The sequence below is a fragment of the Rathayibacter sp. AY2B7 genome (assembly GCF_002931635.1).
Classification (GTDB): domain Bacteria; phylum Actinomycetota; class Actinomycetes; order Actinomycetales; family Microbacteriaceae; genus Rathayibacter.
In genome coordinates, this window is the sequence record NZ_PSUC01000018.1 from 1 (window position 1) to 20933 (window position 20933).

Genomic DNA, 20933 nt, shown 5'->3' on the forward strand with positions numbered 1-20933 from the left:
GCGCCGCCGGCGCATGAACACGGACCTCTTCATCGGCGGACCGCTGCCGCGCACGCAGAGCGACTGACGCGTCCCGAGGACGAGGGAAGGCCCGCGGGACGCGATCCCGCGGGCCTTCCCTCGTCCTCTCCCGGCGCTCAGCCGGCCGCGGTGAAGCGGAGGAGGATCGTCCGCGCCTCCGGCCGCAGCTGGAAGTCGGGCCACACGTCCGGACCGCACGCACGGGAGCCCAGGCCGTGCTGGGCGGCGTCGATCACGAGGACCGCGCGCTCCGACGCCGGCAGCTCGTGCGGGTGCGCGGCGGCCGTGATCTCCTGCGGCGTGTGCCGCGCCAGGGTGAAGCCGGGGAGGCGCCCGTGCAGGTCGCGCGCGGCTTCGATGCGGAGCCGGGGCGAGCCCGCCTCCGTCAGCGTCAGCTCGCGCACGCTGCTGCGGTGACCGCTCTCCTGCGGGCGGGCGTACGGAGTCGTCAGCCGGTCCATGTCCGCCGTGAAGCGCCCCACCCGCGCGGCCCCGAGGCTGTCGGGGTAGGACTCGAGCGGGCCGGTGCCGAACCACTCCGCGCCGTCGATCGACGCGGGCAGGTCGATCCGGATGCCCAGCCGCGGCCAGACGGAGTCCCAGCCCCGGGTCGGGACGAGGTCGACGCGGAGGACAGTGCTCTCCCCGTCGACGCTCCAGCGCTCCTCCATCAGGAGTCCCGCATCGAGGTCCGCGGCCGAGAAGCGGGTCACGCGGCGGAGCCCGGCGGAGGCGTCCACCTCCTGCACGCGGCCGACCAGGCGGTCGAGTCCGGCCTCGCGCCAGCGGGCGGCGGAGGAGGGGGCCGGCGTCCCGCGGCCGTCGCCGTCGTACGGGTCGCCGGTGACGTAGCCGGGGAAGCCCGCGCCCTCGTCGTTGTCGGTCGGGGCGCGCCAGAGCTCGGCGCGCGGTCCGTCGACGGGCAGGCCGGCGAGGGAGGCGAGCCGGCCGTCGCGGAACCGCGCGACTCCGAGCGCGCCGCCCTCGAGGGGCGGAGCGGCGCGGACGGCGCGGGTCCACGCGGGCACCGCCGACGGCGCGGCGAGGAGGTGCTGACCGGTGGAGAGCACGTGGCCCTCCTCCGCCCAGGCGGTCGGGGCGTCGAGGACCGCGTCGACAGTGAGCCAGGTCTCGCCGCCGGGGCGCACCTCGAGCGGGGGGAGCTCCACGTGCACGGCGTCGCCGGCCGCGATGACCGGGGCGTCGAGCACTCCCTCCGCGGTGACCCGCCCGTCCCGCTCGACCCGCCACGCGAAGCGCAGATCGGCGGTGGAGGCGTCGTGCCGGCGGTTCTCGATGACGACGCCGTCGCCGCGGACCGTGAGGCGCACCGGAGCGACGATCTGCTTCCACTCGAAGAGGCCCGGGCTGGGCGTGCCGTCGGAGAGCACCATGCCGTCCATCACGAAGTTGCCGTCGTGCACCACCTCGCCGAAGTCGCCGCCGTACGCGTAGTACTCGACGCCCTCCGGCGTGCGCGCCCGCAGGCCGTGGTCGCGCCACTCCCAGACGAAGCCGCCGTGCAGCCGCGGGAAGCGGTCGACGAGGTCCTCGTACTGGTCGATCGCTCCCGGGCCGTTGCCCATCGCGTGCACGTACTCGCAGAGCAGGAAGGGCTTGGAGCGCTGCCGAGCGGACTCGCCGGGGGAGCAGCCGAGCAGCGGAGTGAGCGAGCCGTCGGTGCCGATCCGCTCGGTCCCGGGGATCGAGGAGTACATCCGCGAGTACACGTCCGTGTACGCGCCGGTGTAGTCGCCCTCGTAGTGGACGGGGCGCTCGGGGTCGCGGCCGTGCACCCAGGCGGACATCGCGGCGAGGTTCGCGCCGGTGCCCGCCTCGTTGCCGAGGGACCAGAGCACGATGCTCGGGTGGTTCTTGTCGCGCTCGACGGTCCGCTCGATGCGGTCGAGGTAGGCCTCGCGCCAGGTGGGGTCGTCGCTGGGATTGCCCGCCCAGCCGACCCGCTCGAAGCCGTGGGTCTCGAGATCGCACTCGAGGACCACCCAGAAGCCGAGCTCGTCGGCGAGGTCGAGCAGACGGGGATGCGGTGGGTAGTGGCTGGTGCGGATGGCGTTCACGTTGAAGCGCTTCATCATCGCGAGGTCCTCGCGGGCGGAGTCCTCGTCGAACGCTCGACCGCGGTCGGGGTGCGTCTCGTGGCGGTTGACTCCATGGAAGACGACGCGCTCGCCGTTGACCAGGAAGCGGTCGCCGCGGATCTCGACCGTGCGGAAGCCGAGCCGCAGCGAGACCGTCTCGCCGGCGGAGGCGAGCGTCGCGTCGTAGAGGCGCGGAGCCTCCGCCGACCACGGCTCGACCTCGGGGACCTCGATCGCGGCGATCTCCTCCGCCGAGGCCCAGACCGTCTCGATCCCGAGCCCGGGCACGCGCAGCTTCAGCGGGAACGCGTCGGCCGCGGCGGTCACCTCCGCCTCGATGCGGCCCGTGCCGCCGGCGAAGGAGGAGCGCAGCCACACGTCCTCGATCCCGCCGACGGGGCGCGCGAGCAGGTGCACCGAGCGGAAGATCCCCGGCAGCCACCACTGGTCCTGGTCCTCCACGTAGCTCGAGGCCGACCACTGGTGCACGCGGACCACGACGAGGTTCTCGCCCGGGCGGACGACGCCGGTGACGTCGAACTCCTGCGCGAGCCGGCTGCCGGAGCCGATCCCGATCTCGACGCCGTTGACCCAGACGCGGTAGCGGGACTCGACCCCGTCGAAGCGCAGGACGACCGCCTCGGCGGACTCCCACTCCTCCGGGACCACGACGGTGCGGCGGTAGTCGCCCGTCGGGTTCGCGTCCGGCACGAACGGCGGCTCGGTCGGGAACGGGAACTGCACGTTCGTGTAGGCCGGCAGTCCGTAGCGCCCGTCGCCCTGCAGCACCCAGTGCGAGGGCACCGGCATCAGATCCCAGCCGGAGTCGTCGAACGACTCGTCCCCGACGGCGTCCACGCCCTCGCCCTCCGGCAGCACGCCGGCGCCGCCCGGGGTCCCCGGAGCGGCGGGGAGCAGGCGGAAGCGCCACTCCCCGTCCAGCGGGAGCGCAGGGGCATCGGTGTGCAGCCACGAGCGGGGAGCCCGGCGGCGGCCGGAGCCCGGTCCGGTGTCCGTCAGGTAGTGGGGGGTCGTCGGGGGAGTCGTCACTTCACGGAGCCTTCCGTCAGGCCGCCGCGCCAGAAGCGCTGCAGCACGATCATGGCGATGGCGAGCGGGATGATCGACAGCAGGACGCCGCCGGTCGTCAGCTCGTAGAACTCGGGCAGGCGGTCGACCTGTCCGAGCCAGTTGTTCAGTCCCAGTGTGATCGGGAACAGGTTCGTGTCCGAGAGCATCACCAGGGGCAGGAAGTAGTTGTTCCAGATCCCGACCAGCTGGAAGAGGAACACGGTGACCAGCGCGGGAGTCAGGATGCGCAGCCCGAGCGTGTGGAAGATCCGCAGCTCCCCGGCGCCGTCGATGCGCGCCGCCTCGATGATCGCGGTGTCCACCGTCGCCTGAGCGTAGATCCGGCAGAGGAACAGCCCGAACGGCGAGACGAGCGAGGGGATCAGCACGCTCCAGTAGGTGTTCGCGATGCCCATCTGGCTGAAGAGCAGGAACAGCGGCAGAGCGGTCGCGGTGCCCGGCACCAGGACGCCCGCGAGGATCGTCCCGAACACGAGCCTGCTGCCGCGGAACTCGTACTTGGCCAGCGCGTAGCCGCCCGCCGCGGCGAGGTAGGTCGCGAGCAGGGCGCCCACTCCGGCATAGAGGACGGAGTTGAGGAACCAGCGGACGAAGATGCCGTCGCCGTAGGTCAGCACCTGCGTCAGGTTGTCCCAGAGCGCGAACGTCGGGGCGAACCAGAAGCCGTAGGTGGCGAAGAGGTCCTCGGTGGTCTTGGTCGCCGCGACGACGACCCAGTAGACGGGGATGAGGAAGTAGACCGCCACGACGACGAGGATCGCGGTGACGATGATGGTCGAGGCGCGGTTGCGGCCGGCCGAGCGGTCGGGCCCGCGTCCGGCCTTCACGGGGCGGTCGGCGGTGACGACTCCGGTGGTCGTGGTCGGCGGGGTCTCGGTGCGGCTCATGACGACCTCCTGTTCGAGATCGAGAGGAACGTGAAGGAGAGCAGGAACGCGACCAGTGCGATCAGGACAGCCTGGGCCGCGGCGACGTTGTAGTCGTTGTAGGCGAAGGCCGTGGTGTACGCGCTGAGGTTCGGCGTGTACTGGCTGTCGATCGCCGGAGCGACCGTCTTCAGCACCTGCGCCTCGGCGAACAGCTGGAGCGTTCCGATGATCGAGAAGATCGTCGTCAGCACCAGCGCGGGGCGGATGAGCGGCAGCTGGATGCTGCGGGCGACGCGCCAGGTGGAGGCGCCGTCGACCTTCGCCGCCTCGTAGAGCTCGACCGGGATCGCCTTGAGCTGGGCGACGATGATCAGCATGTTGTAGCCGGTGTAGCTCCAGAGCGAGATGTTCGCGATCGACCAGAGCACCGTGTCCGCACCGAGGAAGTCGGGCTGGAGCCCGACCACGTTCGCCGCGTCGATGAGCGGGCTGAGGCCGGGCACGTAGAGGAAGGACCAGAGGATCGTCGCGATCACTCCGGGCACTCCGTAGGGGAGGAAGTAGGCCGCCCGGAAGAAGCCGGGGAACTTCGCCGACGCCGACTCGAGCATCAGCGCGAGGACGGTGCAGAGGGCGATCATCACCGGCACCTGGACGATGCCGAAGAGGAACATCCGCCCGATGGAGGCGATGAAGTTGCCGTCGGCGAGGGCCTGCGCGTAGTTGTCGAAGCCCGCGAACCCGCTGGTGACCCCGGCCTCGCCGAAGAGGCCGGAGCGCGTCACCTTCGTGAAGCTGGAGCCGACGGCGACGACGATCGGGACGATGAACGTGAGGACGAACAGGGCCAGGAAGGGTCCGAGGAGGATCCATGGTGCGCGGGCGACCGCGCGGCTGCGCCGGGGCGCGCCCGGCGTCCGCGTGGTGGCCGCGACCGCGGCGGCGGCGGGGGAGGTCGTGGTGGTCATGCGGAGGCCCTCCTGATGCTCAGGCCCTTGTTCTCGAAGACCGTGATGATCTGCTGCTCCGCCTCGGCGACCGCGTCCACGAGCGAGAGCCCGGACGCCTTCTTCCGGAAGCCGTCGCTGAGGATGTTGAAGGACTGCTGCGTGACGGGCCACCAGGACCAGTCCGGGTTCTGCTCCGTCGATGCGGGCACGAGGACGTCCTCGTTGTAGTTCTGCCCGCTGAAGAAGTCGCTCGGACCCTTGCGGGCCGTGCCGATCTCGCCGACGGCGGGAGACCAGCCGATGCCGCTGTTGGCGATCATTGCGTCGATGCCCTCCTGCGTGGTGGTCATCCAGACGGCGAACTCGATCGCCTCCTCCGGGTGCTTGCTGCTCGAGAACACCGCCGCGGTCGATCCGCCGAGGAAGCTCGAGCCGAAGCCGGTGTCGCCCCAGACGGGCATGGGAGCCGCGCGCCACTTGCCCGCGCCTCCGCTGACTCCCTCGATCAGGGCGTCGCCCCAGCTGCCGGTGGCGCAGGAGGCGATGCCGCCCTTCGCCGCGGCCGCGAACCACGCGGGGGAGTAGGCGCCGTAGCCGGTCTGCACCAGGTCCTGGTCGATGGCCGTGTCGAAGAAGGAGGCGACGCGCGTCGTGGCGTCGTCGGTCATGTCGATGACCCAGCCGTCCTCCTCCGGGCGCAGCCACTGCGCGCCGGCCTGCGTCGCGAACGCGGCGAAGACCGAGGCGTCGGCGAGGGGGAAGCAGTCGATGTAGGAGCCGGCTCCGCGCAGCTCCGTCGCCACCGCGGCCCAGTCGTCCCAGGTCGTCGGCGGCTCCGCACCCACCTTCCCGAACACCTCGGGCTGGTAGAAGAGCGCCATCGGGCCGCTGTCCTGCGGGATGCCGTAGACGCCGCCGGTGTAGCTGACCTGGCCCCAGAGAGTGGGGTCGTACAGGTCGCGGTACTGCTCGACGCCGTACCGGGTGAGGTCGACGAGGCCGTTGACGAGCATGAACTCGGGGACGGAGCGGATCTCGACCTGGCCGAGGTCCGGCCCGCCGCCCGCGGCGAGGGCCGAGTAGAGCTTCTGGTACCCGCCCGCGTTGCCGCCGGGGATCCAGACGGCCTCGACCTGGATCTCGGGGTGCGAGGCGTTCCAGACGTCGCAGACCTTCTGCAGGTCCTTCAGCCAGCCCCAGTACTGCAGGCGGACCGGGCCGGTGGCCGGCGCGATCGTCGGCGCCGTGTTGACCGAGACGGTGCCCGGTGTCGCGCAGGCCGTCAGGCTCCCGAGTGCCGCGGTGCCGAGACCGGCGGCGATGAGCTGTCTCCGGGTGAACGGATGCATCTTCCCTCACTTCGTCGTGGTGGAGAGCCGGGGAGTCTCACCCGGCGATGATCGGGACGCTACCACGAATTCGAGTAGGTACTCGAAATTGGCGGCACTGCTCCGCCGCCGCCGCTACGCTGGCCGTTCGAGGGGCACGGCGAGGCGCCTCCAGTGCTGAGGAGGGGTCGATGGCGGAGGCGACGAGGCGACGCGGCCCGTACGCGAAGTCGGCCCAGCGCCGCCGCGCCATCATCGAGGCCGCCCACCAGGTCTTCGCCGCACGGGGCTACGCCCGCGGCTCCCTCCAGGAGGTCGCCGACCGCGTCGGGCTCAGCCAGACGAGCCTCCTGCACTACTTCCCGTCGAAGACCGACCTGCTCTTCGCGGTCCTCGAGCACCGCGACCTGATCACGGGCGACGGTTCCTCGCCGCCGGACCCGGAGGAGGGGCTGGTCGCCGGCATCCTGCGGCAGACCCGCTACAACGAGACGGCGCCGGGAGTGATCGAGCTGTACGCCGTGCTCTGCGGCGAGTCGACGACGCAGGAGCATCCGGGGCGCGACTTCTTCGCCGCGCGGTTCCGCCGCCTCCGCAGCGAGTACGCGGCCGAGCTGCGCGAGCTCCAGGCCGCCGGGCGCCTGCGCGAGGGGTCCGACCCGGAGCGGGTGGCGGCGTCGATCATCGCGCTCTGGGACGGCGTGCAGCTGCAGTGGCTGCTCGAGCGCGACGCGGTGGACATGGTGGCGTGCCTGGCCGACTACCTCGACCTCGTGGTGCTGCCGGCTCCCTAGACGCTGGCGCGAGGGAACCCCGTCCCGTCGAGGGGACCCGCCGTCCGCGGCGGTCTCGATGGTCCGGGGTTCCCGCGACCGGGATCCGCGCCTAGGGCAGCAGGCGGGTCGGGCCGCGGAACAGGTAGGTGACCTCGCGGAGGTTCGCCTGGTTCAGCATCAGCATGATCACGCGCGAGAGGCCCATGCCGAAGCCGCCGTGCGGCGGGACGCCGTAGCGGAAGAAGTCGAGGTAGAACTCGAGCTCCTCCGGGTCGAGGCCCTTCTCGCGGGCCTGCTCGACGAGGACGTCGACGCGGTGCTCGCGCTGGGCTCCGGTCGAGATCTCGACGCCGTTGTAGATGAGGTCGTAGCTGTTGGTGATCGTCCCGTCGCCCTCGCGGCGCATGTGGTAGAACGGCCGGATGCTCGACGCGTAGTCGGTGAGGAACACGAAGTCGTGCCCGAACTCCTCCTGCACGTAGGCCGCGATGCGGCGCTCGCCCTCGGGGTCCATGTCGTCGTCGGCCCGGGGCACCTCGTAGCCGCGCTCGGCGACGATGCGCTTGGCCTCGGCGAGCGGGATGCGCGGGAACGGCGTGGTCGGGACGGTCAGGTCGATGTCGAAGAGCGCCTTCACCTCGGCGCCGTGCTTGTCGACGACGGCGGTGAGGCCGGCGACCATCAGCTGCTCGTGCAGCTCCATGACGTCCTCGTGCGAGTCGATCCAGGAGACCTCGGCGTCGACGCTCGTGAACTCGGTCGCGTGACGCGAGGTGAAGCTCGGGTCGGCGCGGAAGGCGGGGCCGACCTCGAAGACCTTGCCGAACCCGGCGGGCTGCGCCATCTGCTTGAAGAACTGGGGGCTCTGCGCCAGGTAGGCCTTCGTCTCGAAGTACTCGACCTCGAAGAGCTCGGCCCGCGACTCCGAGGCGCTCGCCATGAGCTTCGGGGTGTGGATCTCGATGAAGTCGTGCTCGATCCAGTACGTGCGCAGCGCGTGCTCGAACGTGGTCTGCACACGGGCGATGAGGTTCTGCTCGGGACGGCGCAGGTCGAGGAAGCGCCAGTCCATGCGCTTGTCGATGCCGGAGTCGGGCGCGATCGGCGCCTCCGGGATCGACGCGGCGACGACCTCGAGCGTCTCGAGCTTGACCTCGATGCCGCCGAGCTTCACGCGCTCGTCGTGCTTGAGCGCGCCGGTGACGGTGATGAAGGAGCCCTGGGCGAGGCCGGAGATCTCCTCGGTGATCGCGAGGCGCGCAGCCGACGCGTCGTCGCCCTCGACGGCCTCGCGCACGGCCGGGTTCACCAGCTGCACGGCACCGGACTCGTCGCGCAGGACGACGAACTGCACCTTCTTCTGGTCGCGCACGGTCTCGACCCAGCCGGACACGCGGACGGGTCCGTCCTCGAGCGCGGCGAGCTTCTTGACAGTGGTTCGGGGGAGGCGGGTCTCGTCGGTCACGGTAGGGGAGTCTACTCGGGGGCCGCCGGGCGGCGACGGGTAGCGTCGGAGCATGAGCACCGCACTGATCACCGGCGCGTCCTCCGGCATCGGCCTCGCCTTCGCCCGGGCGTTCGCGCGCCGCGGCTGGAGACTCGTCCTCGTCGCCCGCAGCGAGCAGCGCCTCCAGGAGGCGGCGGCCGGACTGCGCGGTCTCGGCGCCGCGGCGGTCGAGGTCCTGCCCGCGGACCTCGGCGACCGCGAGCAGGTCGAGCGCGTGCGAGCGCGGCTCGTCGATCCGGCCCGGCCCGTCCGCGTCCTCGTCAACAACGCCGGCTTCGGGATCGACGGGACCTTCGCCGAGCCGGACGTCGCCGCTCAGGACCACGCCTTCGAGGTGATGGTGCGCTCGGTCGCCGTGCTCTCGGGTGCGGCGGCCGAGGCGATGACCGCCCGCGGTCGCGGCGCGATCCTCACGGTGTCGAGCGTCGCGGGCTTCGTGCACCTCGGCCCCTACTCCGCGGTGAAGGCGTGGGCGACCGCCTTCGCGCAGTCGCTGGCCGTCGAGCTGCGCGGCACCGGCGTCCGCTCGGCCGCGCTCTGCCCGGGCTGGGTGCGCACCGAGTTCCACGAGCGGGCGGCGATGGACACCTCCTCCATCCCCTCCTTCCTCTGGCTCGACGCGGACGCGGTGGTGGAGGAGTTCCTCCGCGACGTCGCGCGCGGCTCCGTGGTCTCGGTGCCGTCGGTGCGCTTCGGGGTCCCGATGGCCGTGGTGCGGCACCTGCCCGGACCGCTCGTGCGGCGGCTGTCGGCGGCGGTCTCGGCGCGGCGCTGAGGCTCCGCTCAGGTCCGGCTCAGGCGACCCTTTTCCCGGCGTTCCCCCACGCCGCGTTCCGTACACTTGACGCTCGTGGTTGCCGATCAGATCCATCTCGTGCGGCACGGCGAGGTGTTCAACCCCGACCGGGTCCTCTACGGACGACTCCCGAACTTCCGGCTCTCGGATCTGGGCCACCGCATGGCCCGCTCCGCCGCCGACGACCTGCTCGAGCGCCGGCGCCACGTCACGGCGCTGATCGCGTCGCCGCTCCAGCGCACGCAGGAGTCCGCGCAGCCCATCTCGCAGGCGTTCGAGCTCGAGATCCGCACCGATGAGCGGGTGATCGAGCCGAGCAACCGCTTCGAGGGGAAGTCCCTCGCCGCGCGCAGCTCCGCCCTGCGGAACCCCAAGCACTGGCCCTGGCTCCGCAACCCCTTCGAGCCCAGCTGGGGCGAGCCGTACCTCTCCATCTCGGCGCGGATGTACGCGGCGATCGAGTCGGCGTGGGAGAGCACGGAGGAGGGCGACGCCGCGATCGTCAGCCACCAGCTCCCCATCTGGACGGTCCACCGCGCCCTCGCCGGCGAGCGCCTCTTCCACGATCCGCGCAAGCGCCGCTGCGCGCTCTCGAGCATCACGACCCTCGAGCGCCGCGGCGACGGCTTCGTCGAGGTCGGCTACTCCGACCCGGCCGCCGGCCTGCAGGGCCTGGCCACCGACGTGGGAGCGGTCTGATGCGCCGGACGGGGCGGCTCCGCGCCGCGGGCGTCCTCGCGCTGGCCGCCGCGCTCGCGCTGACGGGCTGCTCCGAGGATCCGCTCGCCGACCAGTACCGCAACGGCAGCAACAAGGGCTACATCTCGGGGGACGGCACCGTCACCGAGATCGCCGCCGCCGACCGGGACGACCCCATCGTCTTCTCCGGCACCGACGAGACCGGCGCCACCATCGACTCCGCCGACCTCGCCGGGCAGGTCGTCGTCGTCAACTTCTGGTACGCCAGCTGCGCCCCGTGCCGCGCCGAGGCCGCTGACCTCGAGACGGTGAACACGGAGTTCGCCGACAAGGGCGTGTCGTTCGTCGGCGTCAACGTGCGCGATCAGGCCCCCACCGCGGCCGCCTTCGCCGAGACCTTCGGGCTCGGCTACCCCTCCATCGTCGACACCGACTCGTCGGTGCAGCTCGCCTTCACCGGCACCGTCCCGCCGAACGCCGTGCCCACGACGCTCGTCCTCGACAGGGAGGGGCGCGTCGCGTCGCGCATCCTCGGCCAGCTCCAGGAGGCGTCGATCCTCTCGACCCTCGTGGGCGACACGCTCGCCGAGGGGGAGTAGCGGCGTGGGCGACATCGTCGTCAGCGGTCAGCTCCTGCTGGCCGTGCCGATCGCGCTCCTGGCCGGGCTCGTGTCCTTCGCGTCGCCCTGCGTGCTCCCGCTGGTGCCCGGCTACCTCGCCTACGTCGGCGGATTCACCGACGCCGACGAGCGCGCGGCACGCGGACGCCGCCGGGTCGTGCTGGGCGTCCTCCTCTTCGTGCTCGGATTCTCGCTGGTGTTCGTCCTCTACGGTGCGGCGGCGGGCACGGTCGGCTTCTGGCTGCGCCAGTACACCGACCTGATCACCCGCGTCCTCGGGCTCGTCGTGATCGCGATGGGGCTCGTCTTCATCGGCCAGTTCTCGTTCCTCCAGCGCACGCTCCGGCCCGGGATCCGTCCCGCCACCGGGCTGATCGGAGCGCCGCTGCTCGGCATCGTCTTCGGCGTCGGCTGGACGCCCTGCCTCGGCCCGACGCTGAGCTCGATCCTCGCCCTCAGCTACGGCGTGGGCTCGCCCTGGCGCGGCGCCCTCCTCGCCCTGGTCTACTGCCTCGGCCTCGGCATCCCCTTCCTCCTCGTCGCCTTCGGCTTCAGCTGGGTGACCAGCACGCTCGCCTTCGTGAAGCGCCACATCCGGGTGGTCAACATCCTCGGCGGCGCCGCCCTCGTCCTGATCGGAGTCCTGATGGTCACGGGCATCTGGAACACCCTCGTCTACGGATCCCTCTCGGCGGTGATCGATGGCTTCCAGCCGGCGATCTGAGCCCGAGGAGAGCACGCGCCGCCCCGACGAGGCCGCACAGCGGAGGACGGACGCCTCCTTCCGCCCCGCCGACCACTACGACTCCGACGGCACCGTCACGCAGCCGGCGCTCGGGTTCACCGGCTGGCTCCGCTGGATGTGGCGCCAGCTCACCAGCATGCGCACGGCGCTGTTCCTGCTGCTGCTGCTGGCGATCGCGGCGGTCCCCGGATCGCTCGTGCCGCAGCGCTCCTCCGACCCCAACGGCGTGACCCAGTACTTCGTCGACAACCCCGACCTCGCGCCCCTGCTCGACAAGGTGCAGGCGTTCGACACCTACACCTCCGCCTGGTTCTCGAGCATCTACCTGCTGCTGTTCATCTCCCTGATCGGCTGCATCGTCCCGCGCACGCGCCACCACTTCCAGGCCATGCGGTCGCGGCCGCCGCGCACCCCGGCACGCCTGCAGCGCCTCGCCGGCTACACCGTCCGCGAGGTCGAGGGCGCGACGGAGGAGGAGGCCGTCGCCTCCGCCCACTCCGTCCTGCGCCGGGCGGGCTACCGCGTCGAGCGCTACGACGACCCGCGCGGCCGCTGGTCGAGCGTCTCGGCCGAGCGCGGCTACCTCCGCGAGACCGGCAACCTGGTCTTCCACTCCGCCCTGGTCGGCATCCTCGTCGCCGTCGGAGTGGGCGGCGGATTCGGCTACAGCGGGCAGCGCGTGCTGGTCGAGGGCTCCCAGGGGTTCGCGAACAACCTCGCGGCCTACGACTCCTTCAACCCCGGCCGCTTCTTCGACAGCAGCCAGCTCGACCCGTACCAGCTGACCCTCGACAGCCTCGACGTGAAGTACGAGGAGCAGAACCAGTCGGCGCTCGGCCAGCCCGTCGACTTCACCGCGAACGTCACGACCTCCGAGCGCGGCGGGGGCACCGAGGACCGCACGATCAAGGTCAACGACCCGCTCGCGATCGGCGGCACGAACGTCTACCTCCTCGGCAACGGCTACGCCCCGACGATCACGGTCCGCGACCCCTCGGGCCGGGCGATCTTCACCGACTCGGTGCCGTTCCTCCCGCAGGACGCGAATCTGACCTCCGTCGGCGTCGTGAAGGTGCCGGACGGGCTCTCGGAGCAGCTGGGCCTCACCGGCTTCTTCTACCCGACGCAGGACACGCTGGCCTCCGGGGCGTCGACCTCGATCTTCCCCGACCTGCAGTACCCCGTGCTCTCGCTGAACGTCTTCGCGGGCGACCTCGGCCTCGACGGGGGAGTGCCCACATCCGTCTACGTGCTCAACACCGACTCGCTGACCCGGCTCACCGGCGGTACCACCGGCGTCGCGCCGATCACCCTCAAGCCCGGCGACACGGCCGAGCTCCCGAACGGGCTCGGCAGCGTGACCTTCGACAACACGGGCGCCGACCCGACGCGGATCGGCACCGACAGCGTCAAGCGCTTCGCCTCGTTCGACATCCACCACGACGCGACCCAGGGCTGGGTGCTGCTCTTCGCGATCCTCGTGCTCGCCGGACTCCTCACCTCGCTGTTCGTCCCGCGGCGCCGCGTGTGGGTGAAGGCGACCGCCCAGGACGACGGCGGCCTGCTCCTCGAGTACGCGGGTCTCGCCCGCGGCGAGGACCCCCAGCTGGTGCGCGCCGTTCGGACGATCGCCGACCGGCACGCCCCGCTCGACTGACCCGCCTCCCGGGCGACCCGGAGGCCCCTCCACAGCCGCCGCCCGGCTGGGCAGGGGCCGAGTCTGTGCAAGCGCGAAGGGGCGGGCGGGGCGGCGAGCGATTACCCTGAGGAGGTGATCGCGACCCTCTCGCAGTACTCGGTGCTGTGCCTCTCCTCCGCCATGGGCATCTACGCCATGGCGTTCGTCTTCTTCGCGATCGACCTCGCCCGCCGCGCCTCGCTGGCCGACGGCGAGTCGATCGAGGTCGTCCAGGAGGCGGAGCGCGTCGCCTCCGCGGCCGCCGCCGACCGCGCGGCCAGCGGCAAGGCCACCGTCGCCGCCGCGGGCTCCGGACGCACCGCGACTCTCTCCCGCATCGGCAGCCGCGTCGAGGACGAGGTCTACCGCGCCCCCGCCCGCTCGAAGACCATGCGCATCGGGTTCTCGCTCACGCTCCTCGGCTTCGTGCTGCACCTCGGCGCGACCGTCCTCCGCGGCGTCGCCGCCGGCCGCGTCCCCTGGGCGAACATGTACGAGTTCTCGATGACCGGGACGCTCATCATCATCGGCGTCTTCCTCGCCGTCCAGCTGCGCTGGGACCTCCGCTTCCTCGGAGCGTTCATCACCGGCCTCGTCCTGGTTCTCCTCGGCATCGCGACCGTCAACTACTACGTCGCCGTCGTCCCGCTCCCGCCGGCACTCCAGTCCTACTGGCTGGTCATCCACGTGCTCGTCGCGATCCTCGGCACCGCGTTCTTCGCCCTCGGCTTCGCGCTCTCGGTCACCCAGCTCCTCCAGGCCCGCCGCGAATCCTCCGGCGACAGCCCCCGCTCGGTCCTCCGCTTCCTGCGCACCCTGCCCAGCTCCCTCACCCTCGAGAACCTCGCCTACCGCGTCACGATCCTCGGCTTCATCCTCTGGACCTTCACGCTCATCGCCGGCGCAGTCTGGGCCGAGAAGGCCTGGGGCCGCTACTGGGGCTGGGACACCAAGGAGGTCTGGACCTTCATCATCTGGACCATCTACGCCGGCTACATCCACGCCCGCGCCACCCGCGGCTGGCGCGGCACCCCCTCCGCCTGGCTCGCCATCGTCGGCTTCGCCGCCGTCATGTTCAACTTCGGCGTCGTCAACGTGTTCTTCAAGGGACTCCACGCCTACTCCGGCCTCGACACCGGCATGTGATCGGCGGGGCCTGGCGGGGCCGCTCGCGGCGTTGTCGGCGACGAACGTAGCGCCGCTACGCCCGACCCCTCCGCCTTGCGATCGGGTCGGCGGGGCCTGGTGGGGCCCCTCGCGGCGTTGTCGGCGACGAACGTAGCGCCGCTACGCCCGACGCCTCCGCCTTGCGATCGACCCCACCAGGCCCCGCCGACCGCCCACCAGGACACGCTTTGAGGACGGCTCCGCTTCGCGGTCGCCGCGGGGGGCCTCCGCTTCGCGGTCGGGTCCGGGTGGGCTGCGCTTCGCGGTCGGGTCCGGGTGGGCTGCGCTTCGCGGTCGGGTCCGGGTGGGCTCCGCTTCGCGGTCGGGTCCGGGTGGGCTCCGCTTCGCGGAAGGGCCTGGGGGACGGCGGTCGACGGGTCATGCTGACCGAGTAGCGCGCGGCGCGCGTATCGAGGTCCCATGGCGCGAACGCGGGGAGCGAGCCGGTCGAGTTCCCGCAGATGGACGCGCAGGGGGCGGTGCCTGCTGATCGAGTAGTGCGCGGAGCGGGCGTGTCGCGGACACGGGCACGGGCGGGCTGCGGGCGGATCCGTGCCTGTCGAGTGGCTGTGGTGGACGCCGGGGGCGACGGCGGGCGGGTCAGACGGCGGTGACGACGTCGATGAGGTGGGGGGCGAAAGGGGCGTCGAGGGCGAGGACGACGCGGGTGCGGGCGTCGGAGGGATGGACGCCCCGGTAGATGCCGCGGAGGTCGGCGACGGTCTGGCCGCGGCCGGGGCCGTGGGTGGCGTCGACAGTGACGTGAACGCGCGGGGCGAAGGTGAGGGCGACGGCGTCGACGGCGATCGCGGCGGCCATGGGGTCGTGCATGGCAGCGGTGCGCTCGCCGAAGTGGCCGACGTAGAAGTCGAAGTAGAAGTCGAGCGCCTGCCCGATGGCCTGCGCGAGGGGATCGGGCGACGCGAGCAGGACGGCGCGGTCCTCCTCCGTCAGCAGGTGCCGCATGGTCACGTCCAGGGGCACGAGCGTGAGGTCCCAGTCGGCCGCGACGACCTCGGCGGCGGCCGCCGGGTCGTGCCAGATGTTGGCCTCCGCCACGGCGGTCACGTTGCCGGGGACCAGCGCGGCTCCGCCCATCACCGTCACCGAGTGGACGAGGGACGCGATCTCCGGGTGCGCACGGAGGGCGAGCGCGAGATTCGTCAGCGGGCCGATCGCGACCAGCCGCAGCTCGCCCTCGTGCTCGCGGGCGAGACGGAGGAGGAGGTCGGCCGGATCCTCGTCGACCGGCTCGCCGCCCTCGGGCAGCGCGACCCCACCGATACCGTCGTCGCCGTGCACGTGCGGGGATCCGCCGGCGTAGTCCTCCTCGAGGAAGTGGTGCGCCCCCACGGCGACCGGCACGTCGTCGCGGCCGGCCAGCGCGAGCAGGCCGAGGCTGTTGACGGCGGCCCGGCGGGCGTCGGTGTTGCCGCTGACCGTGCTGATCCCGACGAGGCGGGCCCGAGGCGAGCGGAGGAGGTACGCCAGAGCGAGCGAGTCGTCGATGCCGGTGTCGCAGTCGAGGAAGACGGGGACGGTCGATGCGCTCACGGGGCTCCGATGCTCGAGGGTGGGGGACGCGTCGGGCACCGGCGGCCGACGCTCCCATTCTGCCGCTCCTCCGACGCGGCGCCCGCCGCCGACGATCAGAGCAGCGCGTAGGAGTCGCGGAGCCGCGCCCGCCACCAGGCGAGCCGCTCCGGCGACACGGCGTGACGGGAGAGGAGCTCCTCCGAGACCTCCACGCGGCCGACGGGGATCCCGCCGTCGACCGGCCGCAGCGGCCGCTCCGTGACGTCTGCGGCGAGGAGGGACGCGGTGCCGAGCCCGCAGTCGAAGGGCAGCTCGGGGAGCGCCGCGGCCAGGGCGGCGCCCATGGCGAGTCCGACCGAGCTGTCGATCGCGCTCGAGACCACCGCCGGCAGCCCCGCCTCGGCGACGAGCGCCAGCGCCCGGCGCGTCCCGCCGAGCGGCTGGGCCTTCACGACCAGCAGGTCCGCGGCTCCGGCCCGGGCGACGGCGAGCGGATCGGCGGCCTTGCGGACGCTCTCGTCGACGGCGATCGGGATGCCCATGTACTTCACCCGGTAGCGCAGCTCCGCCAGCTCGTCGACGCTCGCGCACGGCTGCTCGACGTACTCGAGGTCGGACTCCGCGAGGGCGTGGACGGCGTGCTCGGCCTCGTCGAGGTTCCAGCCGCCGTTCGCGTCCACGCGGATCCGGCCCTCCGGACCGAGCAGTCGGCGGACCTCGACGACCCGGGCCACGTCGTCGGCCAGCGTCTGGCCGCGCTCGGCGACCTTCACCTTCGCCGTGCGGCAGCCGTGGTAGCTCGCGAGCACGGCGGCGACCTCGTGCGGCGCGACGGCCGGGATCGTCGCGTTCACCGGGATGCGGTCGCGCAGAGGCGCCGGCTGCTCGCTCCAGCCGTAGTCGATCGCCGCCCGGAGCCACGCCGCCGACTCCTCCGCGCCGTACTCGAGGAAGGGCGAGAACTCGGTCCAGCCCTCGGGGCCGCGCACGAGCGCGATCTCGCGGTGGTCCACGCCGCGGAAGCGGGTGCGCAGCGGCAGAGCGACGACGCGGAGTCCCGCGTCGATCTCGCCGAGGGAGGGGAGCGGGGAGGCGGGCACGACGTCGTCCATCCGGCCATTGTCCACCGGCCGGGGCGACGCGGCGGCCACCCGCGCGCGGGAGGTCGGCGACGCGCGCGCAAGCCCCCGGGGTCCCTCCTCCGAGCGCTCGCCGAGGTGCCAGACTGACGAGGCTGCCGTTGGAGTCCGGAGGAGTGCGATGAGCCAGATGCCGATGAGCCCGTCGCCCGCGCCCGCCCCGGGCCCGACGCAGGGCTCCGTCCCCTCCCACCGCCCGCTCGGCAGGGGCGCCTGGATCGCGCTGGGCACGAGCCTCCTCGTGGGCGTCGTCTATACCGGCGTGCTCGGCACGCTCGTCGCCGTCGGAGTGGGCGGCGCGCTCGACTCCGCCGCCGGCAGCGCGTCGACGAGCGCTCCGTCCGAGCCGTTCGGCGACCCGACGGACGACCCGTTCGGCAGCGGGGACCCGTCCGATCCGCTCTACGACTACCCCGGCTACCAGGACGGCGACGCCGTGACGATCCTCGGCCAGCCGTCCGCGGAGGACGTGCGCGCGAGTGCCGAGCAGGCCGTCGCGGCCGTCGAGGGCGCCGTCCCCGAGGAGTGGACCTCGGCCGACGACGAGTACTACGAGCAGTCGCAGAACGCCTACGGCGGGCCCTCCCTCCTCTACGACTACATCTCGGCGACCGAGTACGCCGCCGCCGACGTCTCGACCGACGCCGACAGGCAGGCGGCGGTCGACCGCTTCACTGCAGCGCTCGCGCCCCTCGGCTTCGACGACGTCGAGGTGGCCGACACCCCCGAGGAGTGGTCGGAGGCGGGCTACGAGCTCGACGGCGACCTCTCGGACGAGGAGGCCTCGGCCGCGCTCTGGATCGTCACCGCGCGCTCCTCCACCGACCTCGTGCCCGCGATCGAGCTGGGACTCGTGGACCTCGACGCCGATCCGACCGGCCTGGTCGCCGACATGCTCGACGGAGTCGGCCTCTCGCCGGACCCGCAGGGCGCGTTCCTCGCCGGGTACGCGAACGGGGTCCTCCAGGATGAGGACCGCGGCGAGTTCACCGACCGCCTCGAGGAGTACGGCGGAGTCGCGACGACCTGACCGGGCGCTACAAGCAAGCCCGTCCGCCCGCAAGCCCGAATCGGCAGACCGCCCGCGCCCTACGGTGAGGGGATGGCTGCACCCCGCTCGACCAGGCCCCTGCGAGACTACGCCGCGATCGGAGACGGTCGCACGGTCGCCCTGATCGCGAAGGACGGCAGCGTCGACTGGATGCCCGTCCCGGACCTCGGCTCCACCCCCGCCTTCGCCGCCCTGATCGACGCCGAGTCCGGCGGCTGCGTCGAGCTCGCCCCCGAGGAGCCCGCCGAGGTCTCGCGCGCCTACGTCCGCGACACGAACGTCCTGGAGACCACCTTCACCACCGAGTCGGGCACCGTCCGCGTGACGGACGCGCTCGTCACCGGGATCGCCGGCCGCCTCCCGTGGGCCGAGCTCGCGCGCCGGGTGGACGGCGTCGACGGCGAGGTGCGGATGCGGTGGGCCGTCCGCCCCGGAACGGGTCTCGGCCGGTTCTCCCCGTGGATCCAGAACGCCGACGGCCGCTCGCTCATCCGCGCGGGCGACATCACCATCGGCGTCACCGGCCAGGAGCACGGGCCCGACGGAGACGACGCGCCCTCCGGTGCCGGCGACGAGCTGACGGGCTCCTTCGTGGTGACCGCGGGGAAGGACGCCGTGCGGCACGTCCTGGTCGTGTCGGCCACGCACGACGAGCCGCTGCACTTCCCGGTCGCGAAGAACGTCGACCGCGGCATCGACCGCACGATCCGCAGCTGGCAGGACTGGTCGGAGGAGTTCTCCTACGACGGCCCGTGGTCCGAGGCCGTCCAGCGCAGCGCCCTCGCGCTCAAGCTGCTGATCTACTCGCCCACCGGAGCCATCGCCGCTGCCGCGACCACGTCGCTTCCGGAGTCGCCCAACGGCGGCAAGAACTGGGACTACCGCTTCGCCTGGGTGCGCGACGCCGCGTACACGATGCACGCGCTGGTGCGCTTCGGCCTGCGCGAGGAGACGCACGCCGCGCTGTCCTGGCTCCTCCGCACGATCAAGGAGCACGGCCCGGACCTCCACATCTTCTACGGACTCGACGGCTCCATGCCGACCGTCCTGGAGGAGTTCGACGTGCCGGGCTACGGCGGCATCGGCCCGGTCGTCGCCGGCAACGGAGCGCAGAACCAGCTGCAGCTGGGCGTGTTCGGCGACCTCTTCGACATCTGCCGCATCTACGTCGACGAGGGCAACGTCCTCGACATCCAGACCGGACGGCTCCTCGCCCGCGTCGCCGACACCACCTGCGACCTGTGGCGCAACCGCGATGCGGGCATGTGGGAGCTGGAGGAGGAGCAGCACTACACCTCCTCGAAGATGGGCTGCTGGCAGGCGCTCGACGCGGCCGTGCACCTGGCGGAGCTCGGCCAGGTCGCGGGCAGCCCCGACCGCTGGCGCTTCGAGCGCGACCGCATCCGCGAGTGGATCGAGGAGCACTGCTGGTCCGAGGAGCTCGGCGCCTACGTGATGTACCCGGGCAGCGAGGAGCTGGACGCCTCGGTGCTCCTGCACGCTCCGAGCGGCTACGAGCGCGGCGAGCGGATGATCTCCACCATCGACGCCCTGGTGAAGGAGCTCGGCCGCGGTGCGCTGCTGTTCCGCTACTCCGGCATGGAGGGCGAGGAGCACCCGTTCGTGGCCTGCTCGTTCTGGCTCGCGTCCGCCCTGGCCTGCGTCGGTCGGCACGACGAGTCGGTCGCCCTGATGGACGAGCTCGTCGCCACGGTCCCGAACGACGTCGGGATCATGTCCGAGATGATCGCGGTCGACGACCTGGCCTTCTGGGGCAACCTGCCGCAGGGGCTCAGCCACCTCGCGTTGATCAACGCGGCCATCACCATCGAGGAGCTGGCGCCGGAGAAGGTCGGCCGCGCGTAACCCCGCCGACGGCGTCCGCGCAACCCGTTGAGGGCCGGCTCCGAGGGGCGTAGACCGGTACCACCCCCTCGCACCGCACCCACAAGGAGCACCTCAGCATGGATCTCGGCATCAGCGGCCGCATCGCCCTCGTCACCGGAGGCGACTCCGGCATCGGCCTGGCCACGGCGCAGCTCCTCCTCGCCGAGGGCGCGACCGTCGTGATCACCGATAAGGACCAGGCGGAGCTGGACCGGGCCGCGGCCGGGCTCGACGCTCCGGAGGGCCGCCTGCACGCCTTCGCCGCCGACGTCACCAGCACGGAGCAGCTCGCCGAGCTGCACCGTCGGGTGGCCGGAGCGGTCGGCGCGATCGACATCCTCGTGCAGTGCGCCGGAGTCACGGGGGCGCAGGGCCTCTTCCACGAGATCGACGACGAGGGCTGGACCAGCACCCTCGAGGTCGACCTGCTCGGTCCCGTGCGGCTCGTGCGCGAGTTCCTGCCCGACCTCCGCACCGGAGGCTGGGGCCGGCTCGTGCTCACCGCCTCCGAGGACGCCGTGCAGCCCTACGACGACGAACTGCCCTACTGCGCCGCGAAGGCGGGCGTCCTCGCCTTCGCCAAGGGCCTCTCGCGCTCCTACGCGCAGGAGGGCCTCCTCGTGAACACGGTCTCGCCCGCGTTCATCCGCACTCCGATGACCGACGCGATGATGTCGAAGCGCGCCGAGCAGAGGGGCAGCTCGGTCGACGAGGCGATCTCGTCCTTCCTCGACGAGGAGCGGCCGTACATGGAGCTGAAGCGCCGGGGCGAGGCCGAGGAGGTCGCAGCCGTGATCGCCTTCCTCTGCTCCGACCGCGCCTCGTTCGTGAACGGCTCGAACTACCGCGTCGACTCCGGATCCGTCGCCACGATCTGATCCCCGCAACCACGGGCCCCGCCCAGCGCGCGCACCCCGCGCGTGCGGGCGCCGTCCAGCCGAAGAAGCCAGACTCGGGGCGGGACACCGCACCC

General features: G+C 72.2%; 17 protein-coding genes. 10 read left to right on the forward strand and 7 right to left on the reverse strand.

Annotated features, from left to right (window positions below; genetic code table 11):
• Nucleotides 1-137: 137 nt before the first annotated feature.
• The 4 genes from C5C27_RS05265 to C5C27_RS05280 are packed head-to-tail and all read right to left on the reverse strand — an operon-like array spanning nucleotide 138 to nucleotide 6380.
• Nucleotides 138-3170 (reverse strand): glycoside hydrolase family 2 TIM barrel-domain containing protein, encoded by a 3033-nt coding sequence (locus C5C27_RS05265; protein WP_219813135.1) that lies wholly within the window; start codon nucleotides 3168-3170, stop codon nucleotides 138-140.
• On the reverse strand, nucleotides 3167-4099 hold the full coding sequence (locus tag C5C27_RS05270) for a carbohydrate ABC transporter permease (RefSeq protein WP_104225919.1): 933 nt from the start codon (nucleotides 4097-4099) through the stop codon (nucleotides 3167-3169). Before C5C27_RS05270 ends, C5C27_RS05265 begins: the two co-directional genes overlap by 4 nt.
• On the reverse strand, nucleotides 4096-5049 hold the full coding sequence (locus C5C27_RS05275) for a carbohydrate ABC transporter permease (RefSeq protein ID WP_104225918.1): 954 nt from the start codon (nucleotides 5047-5049) through the stop codon (nucleotides 4096-4098). Before C5C27_RS05275 ends, C5C27_RS05270 begins: the two co-directional genes overlap by 4 nt.
• Entirely contained in the window at nucleotides 5046-6380 is a 1335-nt protein-coding gene (locus C5C27_RS05280) for an ABC transporter substrate-binding protein (protein WP_104239087.1), read from the reverse strand. Before C5C27_RS05280 ends, C5C27_RS05275 begins: the two co-directional genes overlap by 4 nt.
• 170 nt (nucleotides 6381-6550) lie before the next feature.
• Between C5C27_RS05280 and C5C27_RS05285 the strand changes: the two genes are divergently transcribed.
• On the forward strand, nucleotides 6551-7153 hold the full coding sequence (locus tag C5C27_RS05285; RefSeq protein WP_258066510.1) for a TetR/AcrR family transcriptional regulator: 603 nt from the start codon (nucleotides 6551-6553) through the stop codon (nucleotides 7151-7153).
• 91 nt (nucleotides 7154-7244) lie between these two features.
• Here the strand turns inward: C5C27_RS05285 and aspS are convergent, their stop codons facing one another.
• Nucleotides 7245-8600, reverse strand: a complete 1356-nt coding sequence (gene aspS, locus C5C27_RS05290; protein WP_258062680.1) for an aspartate--tRNA(Asn) ligase — start codon at nucleotides 8598-8600, stop codon at nucleotides 7245-7247.
• Between the two features lie 52 nt (nucleotides 8601-8652).
• On the opposite strand from aspS, the gene C5C27_RS05295 reads away from it, so the two are divergent.
• The 6 genes from C5C27_RS05295 to ccsB all read left to right on the forward strand — a co-directional run bounded on the left by C5C27_RS05295 (nucleotide 8653) and on the right by ccsB (nucleotide 14326).
• Entirely contained in the window at nucleotides 8653-9417 is a 765-nt protein-coding gene (locus tag C5C27_RS05295) for an SDR family oxidoreductase (RefSeq protein ID WP_104313817.1), read from the forward strand.
• 75 nt (nucleotides 9418-9492) lie between these two features.
• The gene (locus C5C27_RS05300; protein WP_104224864.1) at nucleotides 9493-10137 is read left to right on the forward strand and encodes a histidine phosphatase family protein; all 645 of its coding nucleotides are present in this window, start codon (nucleotides 9493-9495) and stop codon (nucleotides 10135-10137) included.
• The gene (locus tag C5C27_RS05305; protein WP_104249773.1) at nucleotides 10137-10736 is read left to right on the forward strand and encodes a TlpA disulfide reductase family protein; all 600 of its coding nucleotides are present in this window, start codon (nucleotides 10137-10139) and stop codon (nucleotides 10734-10736) included. Before C5C27_RS05300 ends, C5C27_RS05305 begins: the two co-directional genes overlap by 1 nt.
• A 4-nt stretch (nucleotides 10737-10740) precedes the next feature.
• Complete coding sequence (locus tag C5C27_RS05310) at nucleotides 10741-11481, forward strand: cytochrome c biogenesis CcdA family protein (protein ID WP_244230512.1); 741 nt, start codon at nucleotides 10741-10743, stop codon at nucleotides 11479-11481.
• Entirely contained in the window at nucleotides 11459-13159 is a 1701-nt protein-coding gene (locus C5C27_RS05315) for a cytochrome c biogenesis protein ResB (protein ID WP_104282433.1), read from the forward strand. Before C5C27_RS05310 ends, C5C27_RS05315 begins: the two co-directional genes overlap by 23 nt.
• Nucleotides 13160-13321: 162 nt before the next feature.
• Nucleotides 13322-14326 (forward strand): c-type cytochrome biogenesis protein CcsB, encoded by a 1005-nt coding sequence (gene ccsB / locus C5C27_RS05320; RefSeq protein WP_104224871.1) that lies wholly within the window; start codon nucleotides 13322-13324, stop codon nucleotides 14324-14326.
• Between the two features lie 621 nt (nucleotides 14327-14947).
• Here ccsB and C5C27_RS05325 read toward each other — a convergent pair.
• Both C5C27_RS05325 and C5C27_RS05330 read right to left on the reverse strand, forming a co-directional pair.
• A complete protein-coding gene (locus C5C27_RS05325) occupies nucleotides 14948-15901 on the reverse strand; it encodes a nucleoside hydrolase (RefSeq protein ID WP_104313830.1) in 954 nt (317 codons plus the stop codon).
• A 95-nt stretch (nucleotides 15902-15996) separates the two neighbouring features.
• Nucleotides 15997-16995: an o-succinylbenzoate synthase gene (locus tag C5C27_RS05330; protein WP_104313818.1), complete on the reverse strand. Its 999-nt coding sequence runs from the start codon at nucleotides 16993-16995 to the stop codon at nucleotides 15997-15999.
• Nucleotides 16996-17143: 148 nt separating this feature from the next.
• On the opposite strand from C5C27_RS05330, the gene C5C27_RS17950 reads away from it, so the two are divergent.
• From C5C27_RS17950 to C5C27_RS05345, 3 genes are all read left to right on the forward strand, one after another.
• Nucleotides 17144-18052, forward strand: coding sequence for a hypothetical protein (locus tag C5C27_RS17950; protein WP_181133454.1), 909 nt, complete (start codon nucleotides 17144-17146; stop codon nucleotides 18050-18052).
• A 72-nt stretch (nucleotides 18053-18124) separates the two neighbouring features.
• Nucleotides 18125-19939 carry a glycoside hydrolase family 15 protein gene (locus C5C27_RS05340; RefSeq protein WP_104313819.1) on the forward strand — a complete coding sequence of 605 codons (1815 nt, stop codon included), beginning with the start codon at nucleotides 18125-18127 and terminating at the stop codon, nucleotides 19937-19939.
• Between the two features lie 98 nt (nucleotides 19940-20037).
• Nucleotides 20038-20838, forward strand: coding sequence for an SDR family NAD(P)-dependent oxidoreductase (locus C5C27_RS05345; RefSeq protein ID WP_104313820.1), 801 nt, complete (start codon nucleotides 20038-20040; stop codon nucleotides 20836-20838).
• The last annotated feature ends 95 nt before the right edge of the window (nucleotides 20839-20933 follow it).